General features: G+C 45.6%; 14 protein-coding genes and 2 tRNA genes. 11 read left to right on the forward strand and 5 right to left on the reverse strand.

Annotated features, from left to right (window positions below):
* The first annotated feature begins 72 nt into the window (after positions 1-72).
* From ACJAYR_RS06990 to ACJAYR_RS07010, 5 genes are all read left to right on the forward strand, one after another.
* Positions 73-149 (forward strand) — tRNA-Pro (locus ACJAYR_RS06990).
* 65 nt (positions 150-214) lie between these two features.
* Positions 215-550: a hypothetical protein gene (locus ACJAYR_RS06995; RefSeq protein WP_415235927.1), complete on the forward strand. Its 336-nt coding sequence runs from the start codon at positions 215-217 to the stop codon at positions 548-550.
* A gap of 145 nt (positions 551-695) precedes the next feature.
* Positions 696-1,298, forward strand: coding sequence for a PA14 domain-containing protein (locus ACJAYR_RS07000; RefSeq protein ID WP_415235928.1), 603 nt, complete (start codon positions 696-698; stop codon positions 1,296-1,298).
* A 12-nt stretch (positions 1,299-1,310) separates the two neighbouring features.
* Complete coding sequence (locus tag ACJAYR_RS07005) at positions 1,311-1,607, forward strand: ETC complex I subunit (RefSeq protein ID WP_415235991.1); 297 nt, start codon at positions 1,311-1,313, stop codon at positions 1,605-1,607.
* A 21-nt stretch (positions 1,608-1,628) separates the two neighbouring features.
* Positions 1,629-1,705, forward strand: a tRNA-Arg gene (locus ACJAYR_RS07010).
* An 872-nt stretch (positions 1,706-2,577) separates the two neighbouring features.
* Here ACJAYR_RS07010 and ACJAYR_RS07015 read toward each other — a convergent pair.
* Positions 2,578-3,330 carry an FkbM family methyltransferase gene (locus tag ACJAYR_RS07015; protein ID WP_415235929.1) on the reverse strand — a complete coding sequence of 251 codons (753 nt, stop codon included), beginning with the start codon at positions 3,328-3,330 and terminating at the stop codon, positions 2,578-2,580.
* A 152-nt stretch (positions 3,331-3,482) separates the two neighbouring features.
* Between ACJAYR_RS07015 and ACJAYR_RS07020 the strand changes: the two genes are divergently transcribed.
* Positions 3,483-4,217 carry a hypothetical protein gene (locus tag ACJAYR_RS07020; RefSeq protein WP_415235930.1) on the forward strand — a complete coding sequence of 245 codons (735 nt, stop codon included), beginning with the start codon at positions 3,483-3,485 and terminating at the stop codon, positions 4,215-4,217.
* Positions 4,218-4,227: 10 nt separating this feature from the next.
* Here the strand turns inward: ACJAYR_RS07020 and ACJAYR_RS07025 are convergent, their stop codons facing one another.
* The 3 genes from ACJAYR_RS07025 to bfr (ACJAYR_RS07035) form a co-directional block, all read right to left on the reverse strand.
* Positions 4,228-4,752, reverse strand: coding sequence for a hypothetical protein (locus ACJAYR_RS07025; RefSeq protein ID WP_415235931.1), 525 nt, complete (start codon positions 4,750-4,752; stop codon positions 4,228-4,230).
* A 259-nt stretch (positions 4,753-5,011) separates the two neighbouring features.
* Complete coding sequence (gene bfr / locus ACJAYR_RS07030) at positions 5,012-5,491, reverse strand: bacterioferritin (protein WP_415235932.1); 480 nt, start codon at positions 5,489-5,491, stop codon at positions 5,012-5,014.
* Positions 5,492-5,502: 11 nt separating this feature from the next.
* On the reverse strand, positions 5,503-5,970 hold the full coding sequence (gene bfr, locus ACJAYR_RS07035; protein ID WP_415235933.1) for a bacterioferritin: 468 nt from the start codon (positions 5,968-5,970) through the stop codon (positions 5,503-5,505).
* Between the two features lie 813 nt (positions 5,971-6,783).
* Here bfr (ACJAYR_RS07035) and ACJAYR_RS07040 point away from each other — a divergent pair.
* A complete protein-coding gene (locus tag ACJAYR_RS07040) occupies positions 6,784-7,461 on the forward strand; it encodes a response regulator transcription factor (protein WP_415235934.1) in 678 nt (225 codons plus the stop codon).
* 9 nt (positions 7,462-7,470) lie between these two features.
* Here the strand turns inward: ACJAYR_RS07040 and ACJAYR_RS07045 are convergent, their stop codons facing one another.
* On the reverse strand, positions 7,471-7,914 hold the full coding sequence (locus ACJAYR_RS07045) for a hypothetical protein (protein WP_415235935.1): 444 nt from the start codon (positions 7,912-7,914) through the stop codon (positions 7,471-7,473).
* A 186-nt stretch (positions 7,915-8,100) separates the two neighbouring features.
* Between ACJAYR_RS07045 and ACJAYR_RS07050 the strand changes: the two genes are divergently transcribed.
* From ACJAYR_RS07050 to hemP, 4 genes are all read left to right on the forward strand, one after another.
* Positions 8,101-10,074, forward strand: coding sequence for a BTAD domain-containing putative transcriptional regulator (locus ACJAYR_RS07050; RefSeq protein WP_415235936.1), 1,974 nt, complete (start codon positions 8,101-8,103; stop codon positions 10,072-10,074).
* A gap of 83 nt (positions 10,075-10,157) precedes the next feature.
* Positions 10,158-10,943: a helix-turn-helix transcriptional regulator gene (locus ACJAYR_RS07055; RefSeq protein WP_415235937.1), complete on the forward strand. Its 786-nt coding sequence runs from the start codon at positions 10,158-10,160 to the stop codon at positions 10,941-10,943.
* 141 nt (positions 10,944-11,084) lie between these two features.
* The gene (locus tag ACJAYR_RS07060) at positions 11,085-12,704 is read left to right on the forward strand and encodes a GMC family oxidoreductase (protein ID WP_415235938.1); all 1,620 of its coding nucleotides are present in this window, start codon (positions 11,085-11,087) and stop codon (positions 12,702-12,704) included.
* Between the two features lie 93 nt (positions 12,705-12,797).
* Positions 12,798-12,971, forward strand: coding sequence for a hemin uptake protein HemP (hemP, locus tag ACJAYR_RS07065; protein ID WP_169545858.1), 174 nt, complete (start codon positions 12,798-12,800; stop codon positions 12,969-12,971).
* Positions 12,972-12,988 lie beyond the last annotated feature (17 nt).

Consider the following 12,988-nt stretch of genomic DNA (forward strand, 5'->3'; position numbering starts at 1 on the left):
AAAAAATGAAAAAAAGGAAAACTTTTTCTTGCAGGGCCTGTCGCAAAGGTGTAGATCATCGCCACCGACACACGGGGCATAGCACAGCCTGGTAGTGCGCTCGCTTTGGGAGCGAGAGGTCGCAAGTTCGAATCTTGCTGCCCCGACCAACAAAAAGCCTTTCAAGATCAATGTCTTGAAGGGCTTTTTTGTGTTTAAATCGCAGGATTTATCTGTGAATTTTTTTGCAGGTGCGAAAGCCCGCTATTTACAACATGTTTCGAAATCCGCTAAAAAAATAAAGGGAATAAGCAACAAACCGACTTGGTTTGATTGTTTCACAATAAGATCAACAACAAAATTTATTTGGCAGGGTATTATGCATTCAAAAACATCGCTTTTAACGATCCTTTTTCTCGGTGTTCTTACCATTGGTTTCACTCCATCCCTCTCAGTCGGTGCAAAGTCTGTATCGCGAGTGGGAGATACGCAGATTCTTGAGCATGGGACAGGTTCTCCCGCCGATATTTGTCATAACGAGCGTAAATCAGGCAGTTTTGACTGCCGGTAATTCGTTAATCGGGCAATATTGATGTTTTTTTGATTGAAAACTCTTATTTGTTCGAAAAAACAGGCCATCTGGATAAACGCTTCTTTTAATTGCCGTTATTTCTAAATAAATTGTAGGGGCAACATTGAATTGGGTGGGAGACACAATGATCGCAATGTTTGGGAAGTTTATTAAAGGCGCGGCAATCGGAGTTGGCCTTAGTGTCGCGGCGACCGTTGCACAGGCCGATGCAATAACCGGATTGAAACCAGCAAGCCCGCAGCCTGCTGCATCCTCGCTGAGGCCGGGGCTGGCCGTTCAGTATTACGGTGCAAAACTTAACAGTATCCGGGAATTCATTGAATGGATGGAGTATGACAAGGGCAAAGCCGGTCCGCCAATCCCTCAATTGAACTATCAGGTTGGCCTAGGGCCTGTCCTCACGGCAACTGCCACTGATATGGTTGGCGCCGATATTACAGGCTTTATCAATTTTGAAAGATCTGGGCCTTATACCTTTATGGTACATTCCAATGACGGTGTTCGCCTGACCATCGGAGATAAAATGATTTACGAGGACCCGGAGGTCCATGCAGATCGTTTTTCTGATGAAATAACGCTTGAGATTTCTGAGCCAGGCTGGTATCCGGTGCGTGTTCTTTATTTTGAAAAGAAAAACACGTCCACATTGGAACTCTACTGGGATCCTCCGGGACCGGAAGAAGTTGATTATGTGCCAACAAAGGCATTTGCGCATATTGGGAAATGATGTGACATGAGTCTGAAAGCTAGAATCTATCGACCAGCAAAGAATGCAATGCAGTCTGGTCGCCGCAATATAAAAAAGTGGCGTCTTGATTACACGCCTGTTTCTGCGCGTCAAAGTGATCCCTTGATGGGGTGGACTGGGTCAGATGATATGGCCTCTCAAGTCAGCCTGAAATTTGATAGCAAAGAAAGCGCCATTGCGTATTGTGAAGAAAACGGGATTGAATACACGGTGTTCGAACCCAAAGAACGCAAGCTGAATATCAAAACCTATGCGGATAATTTTTCTTTTAGCCGTGTTCGTGGCTGAATTTAGCCTTTAGAAATTCCAGGCCCCATAGCTCAGCTGGATAGAGCAACAGACTTCTAATCTGTAGGTCGCACGTTCGAATCGTGCTGGGGTCGCCAATTAAAACAAGGGTTTAGTAAGATTTGAGATGATCTTGCGGCCCTTGTTTTCTTTTGACGCTTTCCGCGCCTGCTTTCTTGCTCCCATTATAAGAGAGTTGTGGCGGCTTTTTTCTTCTTATCGCCGTCCTAAATGGATGTCTTCGCTGCGCTGTCTTAAAGGTGACCCGATGTGCTCTGTTGCGCAAAAGCATAGGTTCGCCTCGTGGGTACAGGTTATCAAAATTCGTATGGAGCAGCCCTTCACTGATCTTGTTTTTGGTTAGTAATCTATCCAAAAGTTTGATCTGTTAGGCATAGGTCCATCGGGCCTAAGGGCGCGGCCACATTTACCAGTAACATCTTCAACATTCGTTTTCTTGGCTGCATCCGGAATAGGTTTAAGGTCCATAGGGACCTGCACCCAAACGGGATGACGGTTTTCCCTTTAACGAAATTGAATGCAGAAAAACAATTTTCCGGTTTCCTTTGATATTAAGTAGCGGACTTCGTGTTTTTTTATCTGTGGGAAGCTTATGCCCATTCTTTATCAGAGTGGCGGCCTGAGCGATAAAATAAGAGTGGGTTTGGCGGGTAGGCGATGGTCCTCTGGCCCAATATCGACCTGATGCCATCGATCCGTGATACTTAAGTTTCTCCGCAATTTATCCAAAAAAATGCTACTGTCATTTGGACGGATTATTTGTGTTCCGCATCAGGCGTCCGGCCGCTGGATTATTGAATGAAATTCCTGTCGTTAGCGTGTGAACTATGTCGCCGAAATCAAAAATTTTATAGACGCCTTTTTCGCTTACGGAAAATATTTTCCCTGAGGCCCTAGGGTCCGCAATATGCCTTTAAGTCGCTCATAAACAACAATATCTAGTTGTTCTTTATTTGGGTAGAAAGATGAAATTGAACAGGTAGTCGCCGTGGTTATCCACGTGGTTCCCTTTGTAGTGGGGGGTGAATTTGGTCAACACATCGCCGTCGAGAAAAAAGCCTTCATAACCATAGCTTTCCACCTCTTTCACCAAATCATTTAGTGTCCGCTTGGTATGCAATTCCTCCATTTCGATGATCAAGATGGGGTGGCAACGGGCGAGGGTTTCTTTTGCTCCCTCCAGAACGGACATTTCGAACCCTTCTACATCGATTTTAATAAAGCCGATATTTTCGAATTTATAGTCATCCAGTTTAAGGGTTTCGACATTGATTTCCTGATGGTCCTTTTCGGCAATGACGGTAGAGAGCGAAGCCCCCTGATTGGAGTAGCTGCCATTGGACCGTTTCGGGATGTACATTTTGCTGGTGCCCGTTTCATGGGACAACGCGACGGGATGGGTTTCCACGTTATCAGGGGCACAATGCGCCAGAACTGCGTACATTTTCGGGTTGGGTTCGAACGCATGAACTTTTGGGCAAAGTTTGGATAGTTGAAAGCTCCAAACCCCTTTATTGGCGCCGATATCCAAAGCAATACAATTTTGACGAACCAGAAAAGGGAGCATCGCAATTTCTTTTTCGCCGCGCCGCAATTCCTTCCATGTTTTATATCTGATATAAAGTGAGGCAGGTACAAGCCATTTCTTCAATTGTTCTTCGAAGGAAAGAGGCGGTGTCCAAATTTCTGTATTGTTGGTCATATAAATTTCACTTGTAGGAAAGTTGGTGGGGATCATACCCTACAATGACGCCAAGAAGTACCTGAAATTAATGATTTCTTCTGTTGTCTGTATTCAAGCGCTTGCAAGCCTTTCATAACAAGATTGTCCTTTGTTGAAAAAGGGGAAACCCAATGACAGACCAGCCTGGTACAATGTTCGATTACTTCAAAGTAATCGTTGAGAATTTTTCGATTTGGCCGATTTTGGCCATTGCAGCCCTTATCTGGATAGGGCGACATCCAGAGTTTCTGGAACGCCTTAGCAGATTTAAATTAGGCGGTTTGGAGGTGGAACTGGAAAAACTGCAAAATGAAGTCCGGGAAAGCCGGGAAGAAATCGCCGTTTTGGAAAATGAACTCTCCCAACAAGAAAAACGGGTTAGGGCGATCCTTAATAATTTTGACGAGCATGTTCCTGTTCCCGAACTTGAAGAGACACGGCAGGCCTTAAAAGCCGAGGCTCGAAATCTGGATGATATGGATGTTGTCAAGCACTGGCTGAGAGACGGGGCAACATCTGCCGAAATTTACGCCGCTGCGGTGGCACTGCGTGAAAGGCCAATGCCATCATTGTTTCCAGATACGATCAATTGCCTGAAACGTTTGGCGGAGGATGATAATCTACTGGGGGTTCGACTGCATTTTGTGTGGACGCTGACCAGTGCCGTGCATAAAATCCTGATTACAGATATGAAGCATTCCGCAGAACCTGAAATTTCTAAAAAGCACCTGAACGACGCGAAGGAAATCCTGCTGGTCCTTGAGAAAAACCCACGTGTTCAGGAAGATCGGCCAGACGCACCCAAGGCTGGGGTTCGTGGTCCGTTGGGACATGCGCTGACCTGGATCGAGAAGGGGCTCAAATAGACGTAACCGGTTAATGAAAGATCGGGTTTGCCGCATATGCGGCCCGGGTGTCTTCTGAACGGTTACTGGCTTTTGCAAAATTCTGGCGCGCGACTTCAAGTGCTTGTTTTCGGATTGGCAGCCAATGACCGGCAGCTGCCAGTGCCGCAGACCATTGACGTATAACGGGGAGGGCAAGACGGGTGCTTGTTGGCTCTAAGAAGGAAGAGAGGAGAGGGGCGATCTCGTATTTCTTGCCAACTTGTGCCAATCCCAATGATTGCAATATGCGCCATTCATCGGCGGAAATACCCTCGCAGCAAAGGCAGCGAATATCGACGGTTCGACAATTCCCGGTAATAAGAAGGGTCATGAAATTGTCCAGACTGATCATACCATCCTCGACTTTTGCAAGGCGATAGGCGTCCTTCAGAATGTTGGAAGCAGGGTGTTGCTCCCGATACCTGTCCGCCCAGTATCGGACACTCCAAAGGGTAAGCTGCTCGGCAAAACAGAGGGAGTTTAGGGAATTTGGAAGGTTGGTTTCGCGTTGCATGACAAGCCCGTTGTTAAAGTCAAAAGATTATAGCTTCAAGTATCAATAAAGTAATAATGATAATCATTCGCAAGTAAGTCAAGCCATTATCAGTCTTACGAATACAAACGGCCTTAACGAAGGTGTTGATGAGGGAATAACTGCGGACCAGTTCCCAGATGGATGGATGCTTAAGGGATCGGAATAAAAAGGCTTGAGAGCCGGCGGTGACCGCATACCCGCAAATGGGAAAGGGCTGCACCGGCTTTTGGAGAGATTATCAGGTGTTGGAAGACGCTTTGGACTGGATATAATTTTCCAATCCCATTTTTTTGATCAGGCCCAACTGCTTTTCAAGCCAATAGGTGTGATCTTCTTCCGTATCTTCCAGAAGGCTGACTAGAATTTCACGGGATTGATAGTCTTGTTCTTCTTCACAAATCCTGATGGCTTTTTTCAGAGCGGCGACAACTGACAATTCAGACTTCAAATCGTTTTGAAGCATGCTTGGAACATCTGTTCCGATCAATAATGGATCGCGGGCACCTACTTGCGGTACACCTTCCAGAAAAAGTATCCGTTCGATCAGTTTCTTGGCGTGTTCAAGTTCTTCTTCGAACTCATGGTGCAGACGTTCATACAGATCGCCCAAGCCCCAGTCGTTATACATTTCAGAATGGACAAAATATTGGTCCGCGGCGGTTAGTTCTCCTTTTAACAACTCATTAAGCTGATCGAGAACCTTTTTGCTTCCTTTCATTTGTCTACTCCTCAGGATGCTTGAGTTTGAATGTAATTTTGAAGGCCCATGGTTTTTATCAAGCCAAGTTGAATATCAAGCCAGTCCATATGCGCTTCCTGCTTGGTCTGGATTTCTTCCAGCATGTCCCGGGTTACATAATCCTGGCATGTTTCACACAGAGCGATTGCGGCTTTTTGCGCTTCATGCGCGCGGGTGTCCATTTTTAAGTCGCTGGAGAGGATTTCGCCAACGTCTTCACCGATCATAAGCTTTCCCAGATCCTGCAAATTGGGTAATCCTTCCAGGAACAGAATTCGTTTAATGACTTTGTCGGCCATCTTCATTTTTACGATCGACTCTTTGTATTCTGCTTCCTCCAGCTCCTCCAACCCCCAATCTCCCAGCATCCGAGAATGCAAGAAGTACTGATTGATCGCGGTCAATTCGTTTTTCAAAACAAGATTTAACTGCCGAATAACTTTCGTATCGCCCTTCATCGGTTTCTCCCAACTGTTTGTCTTTACTATAACATTTTTACGTTAAAAGTAAAGAAAATCGTTTAAAAACAATATGTTGATATTAGTTTTCAGAAGCGTTTCTATGACCAGTATGTTTCGGGGGTGCCAGAATATTCCAGCTATTTTAGTGGTTTGCCGCTTTATTCATTGGCACCGAAAGTCGGATTGCCTGCGGCGGGCGCATATAGCTCGGTTGCCTTTGACGTCGGTGCTCTGAAGGTCGTTTGTGGTTGACCCGACGGATAGATTTTTGTTGAAGCAGGGTACGGAAAGAAGGTCCAAAGAGAATTAAGACTGTGCATTCGAGGGATCGCGGACAATGTGGATGGTTCCGGTTCCAAGCCCGACTGGATTTTTAATACCCGGTCATCGGTCAAACGATATCCCACGCTTAATGAGATGGGTGGTGTGATTCCGCTTCTAGAAAAAATGGCGTTCATTGTGGTAAATCAATGAATAAATGAGGCGGCATATTACTTTCACGCGGAGGTCATTTTTACTAATGGAACGCTGTTTTCAGGATATTCAGCTTGACGTAGGGTTCTGCTTTGCGAAAGTCGATTCCATTTTTGGCGTTGCAAACAACAAAAGACCTGTTTTTGAATAGGTAACTCCAGACGGAAATATGACCAATAGGTTATGCCGAAGGATGTGGTTTTCTATCTAAACGTAATTTCTGGCAAACTATTGTAATGAAATGATAATTTTATCTTAGAATAACTTAACATTTTTGGAATTGACTGTTATTTTTTTGTTCTGTTGAGGTAAAATAATTATAAGAAAGTTCTCCTAATGCGTGCTTTGATAGTTGATAAATCTGAAATCTGTAGGCGGGGCTATAAGCTGGCTCTGGAAGAGAAGTTTGACGGATGCACAATTTGTGAAGCAAGTAACCTGCTTGAAGCGTATCAGTGTATCGATGACCATGGAACCGACATTGTTTTATTTGGGCTGCAGGAAGGTATGGCTTTTTCAGATGCGGACATGGTGCGCCTGAAGGAGTATGCTTGCAACACGCCCGTGCTGATTGTTGGAAATGCAGTGTGTCAGAAAAGGGTTCGAGAGGTTTTCGAGAATAATGTAAAAGGCTTTCTCGATCGTTCCGCGTCGACCGATGTAACAATGGCCACGATTGAGCTGGTATTGGCTGGTGGCCAGTATTTCCCACCCGAGGTTTTTAATGACTTTCGCGAGGTCCGTCAGGAGAACGAAGTCGAGCAGGCGACGCTTTCGCATCATATCGTTGAACTGTTGACACCCCGCCAGGTTCAAATTCTGCAAGCCATATCAGAGGGAAAATCCAACAAGGATATTGCAGAGTATCTGGGGATTTCAGCCGGGACCGTGAAAGTGCATGTTTCAAATCTGATGAAAAAATTGAATGCGAAAAATCGTACTCAGGCGGTCATGATGGCACGCAACCTTCATTTGGCCAACAATGCCCCTCATGCTGGAAATGAATTTCTCTAGAGACGGGTTTTATACCGAGTTTCCTGCCAAAAATTGTTGGTTATTGTCGCTCGAAAGGCTTTGATGCGCCACCAGCTTTATGAAACCAATGACAACCTTTTCTATTTTATGATGTCCACTAATGTGAATGGGCTCTGGGGTTAATAATTGGTGTCCCTGACTTAAATTGATTTCAATACTGTAGGTGACTTTCTTTCTCTCTGATGGGGCCGCAATTGTAAAATGCCAACCGATATGTTGCTGATCCAATGCAGATGAGTTGATGGGCAGGGTGATGATATCGGTTGGGCCGCTGATATTATTGCCGATCATGAGCGTACCCTGAAACGTGCCGGAACAGTCGTGGGATGTTATCTGGTAGGTGCTGGGATAATCTGTTTCAAGATTTAAAGACAGGCAGACGGGCTCACTGAGGGGATCGAAACAAACCTCTCGAATTTCTCTATTTGGCATGTTGCTTCACTTTAGTGTCACTGATCGTATTTTTCTGCGCCCATTTATGATTCAACACTAATTTAAATAAATGTCATGATCTAATTGGTTCAATGGCCGCCTTTAAGGTTGTTTTTTTTATGGTTGATACTAACATCTATTGCTTACGTTCATTTGTATGCCGTTTGCCGCAAGAGTTGAGAGTGAATGACGTCACGCCTTTATTTATTAGGACATTTCAGATGGGAGCCCGTTGAAGGTGAGCCATCACCGCAGTTGCGTCAGAAAACAATGGCTATTCTGGCGATGCTTGCGCTCTCTCCCAGTGGTGTACTCAGACGGCAAAAACTTGCGGATGTCCTTTGGGAGACGGGCAAAGACCCCAAGGCGAGTTTACGGCAGGCCGTCAAAGAAATTCGTGAAATTGAACAAAACCTGGGGAGTTCAATTTTTACAGCGGACAAGCACTATTTAAAACTGGACCTGAACACCTTATGGGTTGATGCGCGCCTTGCCAGTTATTGTGCTAAACAATTTGACCCCTCTCTGGCTGACCAGCTTCTTCAATGCGACTTTGGGGAATTGCTGATGGATTGCGCTGTTGAGGGTGACGCTTTTGAGGAGTGGCTGTTAATTGAACGATCCCGGACAGAACGTGATTTGTTTCGCTCGCTTGAGCTGTATCTGGACTATACCCGCGACCATACGGCTTCTTCCCATAAGAGCCGGCATATTGCATCAGCATTATTACGCATAAATCCGTCAGATGAGCAGGCCCATCACGCGCTAATTCAAAGTTATCTGTCTGATAATAATCGGTCGGCGGCTGTCCAGCAGTTTGAACGCTATAAAAACGATCTGATGACAAATTTTGGTGAGGAACCTTCTGCCGAGATTTGTGCCTTATTGGACAAGGTCGATATCGGGCAAAAACTTACGGTCGCCAGTACAGAAGTTTTACGGAGTGAAAATACAGGACCAGAGAGCAACCTGTTGCGTCCTGTGATCGAAATTTGCCCGTTCCAAACGAACTCCATTGAGACAGATGTTGAGTATTTTTCTCAAGTATTCAGGGCAGATCTTTGCCAGCAGATTTCCTGCAATCGGCGTTATTCCATCCGGGATGGCGCTTTTCTAACGGATGGTTTTTCCAGCGGCATTTCTCATAAGTCAGAACAACCGCCTGTTAGCTATATTGTGCGGGCGACGGTCGTGACAGACGCGCAAAATATTTCCATCCTGGTTCAGCTTCTTGAAGGCAGCAGCGCCGATATTTTGTGGATGAAACGGGTTGTTTGTAAAAAATGGGAAGCGTTACAACAGTTGCAGGGGGAAGCTATTCAGGCAGCGATTGAACTGATCCGGTTTGTCGAATTGCAAGAACTGGAACGGGCAAACCACACTGAGGAAGTCCGGCTTACGGCGCGTCAATGTGTCAGTAGAGCGCGACTGACAATGTTCAAATTTACGCCTGACGCTGTGCAGACTGCGGAAAAATATCTGTTGCGGGCGCTATTGATTGAACCCAAATATGCCGAAGCCATGGCGTGGCTGGCGTTTCTGCGATCTATCGAAATCGGGCAGGGATACCGGTCAGACAGTTTTTCGGTTGATGAAGAAATCCGCGCCCTGATGCAACGAGCGAACGAGCTAAGCCCCAATGACGACAATGTGTTGTCAATCTTTGGTCACCTGGAAGCTTTTGTTCATCACGACTTTAAAGGGGCGATTGAATATTTTGATCGGGCGATGAAATCAAACCCGAACTGTGCCTATGCATGGGGCTTTAAGGCGATTACATTATGTTATCTGGGGCAGTCCGATGATGCGTTGGCAAAGCTTGAAAGATGCCGTCAAGTAATGCCGTTTGATCCCCATCCATATTACTTCGATACAGCCCGGTGCATCGCGAGCATGTTGTCCGGGCATTTTGAAGAGGCGGTTCGGCTGGGTAAACAGGTATTACGGAACAGTCCGAACTTTCATGCTAATTATCGGCCGCTCATTTCAAGTCTGGGTCATTTGAACCGACATGAAGAAGCGGAACAACTCATTCGCAAATTTAAAGAATACCAACCGGATTTCTCTGTTGGATGGCATCTCAAAAATTATCCTCCCCTGACCGAAGACAAGAACGATCTTTATATTACCGGCCTGCGCAAGGCTGGGGTGCGCGAATAACGCCCTTATTTTCCATTCACGATTCAATTCGCAGTCTTTCCTATAGTAAGTGAGTTGATGTGTTTTAGTGGAGGAATCTACTCGTGAGCGATTTAGGTTTTGATTTATTTGTACGCGGTTCTAATCGTTCCAGTGAAAAGAATGATCTGGAAAGATCCTATGAATTGGATGTTAAATCTAAAGGGATTGGATCCCCTTTACGGAAGAATAGGCAAGCCGATAATCAGCGGAGGAAGGCTCCTCAAAAAAAATCTTCAAACGGATTTTACGATACCGCGCTTTGTATTTTATATACCCTGACCCCTGCAATTCTTATTCTGGATGGTCATCGACGGTTGGTTTTTGCCAATCGGGATGCCGAAAAATTGCTGGAGTGGGGAGATGTTATCGCACTGGATCCAAAGGGGAAGGTGTATTGTACCGACGAAGTCGCACAACAATTTCTTATGCAATATCTGATGAGTTATAAGAAAAGCGAAACAAGTTCCGGTGCAATTGATGACGGTTCGTTTGTGATTCCTAAAGCAGATGGCTGGCCAATGATTGCGATGGTCGGTCATGATCAACTTGAATCATTGGTATCAACCGAGTTTGATACGGATACCAGTGATTATATTACCTTACTTATCCGTGATCCTAATGGTAGCCACCCGGCCCAAACCCAAAAACTTATGGAATATTTTGGGTTAAGCCAGGCAGAGACTTGCGTCGTGGAACAGTTGGTAAATGGTGAGAGCACGGACAAAATTGCGAGAAACAGGGGTGTCAGTGTTGTTACAATCCGCAATCAATTGAAGTCTGCTCAGAGTAAATTGGGGGTAGCAAGGCAATCTGAACTTGTTTCAATGCTTCTGAGATATTTCTCCTGATGTGAATAAACATAGCTGGTATTATTTTCATCGATCGGGCCTGCAGTAATGCAGGCCCTTTTTTTGTTTGGCGAACGGGATAAAAAAAAGATCGACTTGTCATTGGGCAAGCCATTAAAGTTCTGTTCGCGGAGGAATAAAATGATTGATAAGCAGGACTTGGGTATTTTCGACTATATTGTAATTGGAGCCGGTTCTGCTGGCTGCGTGCTGGCTAATCGATTATCTGCCGATCCGAAAAACAAAGTATTGTTGCTTGAAGCGGGGGGCCGGGATACCTATCCATGGATCCATATTCCCATTGGATATCTGTTCTGTATGGGGAACCCGAAAACAGACTGGATGATGAACACAGAACCGGATAAAGGTCTGAACGGTCGTGCCCTCAGTTATCCAAGGGGCAAGGTTCTGGGCGGGTGCTCATCGATAAATGGTATGATTTATATGCGCGGTCAGGCCCGCGACTATGATCAGTGGCGACAACTGGGGAATTCAGGATGGGCCTGGGACGATATTCTTCCTTATTTTACACGTTCTGAAAATCATCATAAGGGCGAAAACGACCTGCATGGTGCAGACGGTGAATGGCGGGTGGAGCCTCAACGCCTATCTTGGGAAATTCTGGATTCATTTTGTGACGCGGCAGAGGAAATCGGGATCCCGAAAACGGACGATTTCAACAGGGGAAGCAATGAAGGGGCTGGATATTTTGAAGTAAACCAGAAAGCAGGTGTTCGTTGGAGCACCGCAAAAGCGTTTTTAAAACCAGCCGAAAAACGGACTAATCTAACGGTCCTGACCCATGCACTGACAGAAAAGCTTGTGATTGAAGAGGGCCGAATTTCAGGTGTGCAATTTACCCTGAGCGGCAAACCCAGTATTGCACGGGCGGGCCGTGAAGTTATTTTGTCGGCGGGCGCGGTCAATTCGCCTAAAATACTGGAACTATCCGGTATTGGTCAAACAAATCTGTTGGATCAATTCGGGATTGATACAAAACTTGATCTTCCCGGAGTGGGTGAGAACCTGCAAGATCATTTGCAGATCCGCACCGTTTTCAAGCTTAAGAATGCCAAGACGCTAAATGAACAGGCGAATAGTTTGTTTGGAAAAGCAAAAATGGGTTTGCAATATCTGGTAAACCAGTCCGGACCATTGTCTATGGCGCCAAGCCAGATGGGCATTTTTGCGAAGAGTGACCCATCTTTGGAAACACCTGATCTGGAATATCACATCCAACCTCTCAGCACTGACAAACTGGGGGAACCTCTTCATCCTTTCCCGGCCGTTACGGCTTCAGTTTGTAATTTACGGCCCCAAAGCCGGGGAAGCATTCATCTGAAATCTGTTGATCCAGAACAGCAACCAGCCATTGTTCCAAATTATTTATCCGACGAAGCAGATAAGCGGCTGGCGTCGAAAAGTATCCGTTTGACCCGTAAACTGATGAGCGCAAAGGCTATAGCAAAATATGAACCCGAAGAGTTTCTGCCCGGGGCGTCCATTGAAAGTGATGAAGAGCTTGCGGTTGAAGCTGGAAATATCGCGACGACCATTTTTCATCCTGTGGGAACCTGTAAAATGGGACAGGATCCGATGGCGGTAGTGGATGATCGGCTAAAGCTCCGCGGTCTTTCTGGTTTGCGCATTGTGGATGCCTCCATCATGCCAACGATCGTTTCTGGAAACACTAATTCCCCAGTGATCATGATTGCTGAAAAAGCATCCAAGATGATTTTAGAGGATAACAAGACCCCTTAGTAGGTGCTATTAAGAATAATTCGCAATTATAATTGACAGACGCTTTCGCAATTGATAATCATTCCTAAATTAACCCACTGTTAAGAATGAATGATGAAACACGAACAATCACAAGAAAGCACAGCCAGGATCGCCCAGGATCTCAGGTGCGGTAAAATCCGAACAGAGGATCTGTTCGGTAATTCCAGTGAATTGATCATTCTGCACGAACAGCAGGAGTATCGCATGAGGATCACTGGAAACGGGAAACTCATATTAACAAAATAGGCTTATTGCAGCCACCC

It is taken from the genome of Sneathiella sp., assembly GCF_047631475.1.
Lineage (GTDB): Bacteria > Pseudomonadota > Alphaproteobacteria > Sneathiellales > Sneathiellaceae > Sneathiella.

Coding starts and splice junctions, on each gene's coding strand:
- ACJAYR_RS07050 (WP_415235936.1), top strand. CDS start 8,101: ATGACGTCACGCCTTTATTTATTAGGACATTTCAGATGGGAGCCCGTT.
- ACJAYR_RS07020 (WP_415235930.1), top strand. CDS start 3,483: ATGACAGACCAGCCTGGTACAATGTTCGATTACTTCAAAGTAATCGTT.
- bfr (WP_415235933.1), bottom strand. CDS start 5,970: ATGAAGGGCGATACGAAAGTTATTCGGCAGTTAAATCTTGTTTTGAAA.
- ACJAYR_RS07015 (WP_415235929.1), bottom strand. CDS start 3,330: ATGACCAACAATACAGAAATTTGGACACCGCCTCTTTCCTTCGAAGAA.
- ACJAYR_RS07040 (WP_415235934.1), top strand. CDS start 6,784: ATGCGTGCTTTGATAGTTGATAAATCTGAAATCTGTAGGCGGGGCTAT.
- ACJAYR_RS07025 (WP_415235931.1), bottom strand. CDS start 4,752: ATGCAACGCGAAACCAACCTTCCAAATTCCCTAAACTCCCTCTGTTTT.
- ACJAYR_RS07060 (WP_415235938.1), top strand. CDS start 11,085: ATGATTGATAAGCAGGACTTGGGTATTTTCGACTATATTGTAATTGGA.
- ACJAYR_RS07000 (WP_415235928.1), top strand. CDS start 696: ATGATCGCAATGTTTGGGAAGTTTATTAAAGGCGCGGCAATCGGAGTT.
- hemP (WP_169545858.1), top strand. CDS start 12,798: ATGAAACACGAACAATCACAAGAAAGCACAGCCAGGATCGCCCAGGAT.
- bfr (WP_415235932.1), bottom strand. CDS start 5,491: ATGAAAGGAAGCAAAAAGGTTCTCGATCAGCTTAATGAGTTGTTAAAA.
- ACJAYR_RS07045 (WP_415235935.1), bottom strand. CDS start 7,914: ATGCCAAATAGAGAAATTCGAGAGGTTTGTTTCGATCCCCTCAGTGAG.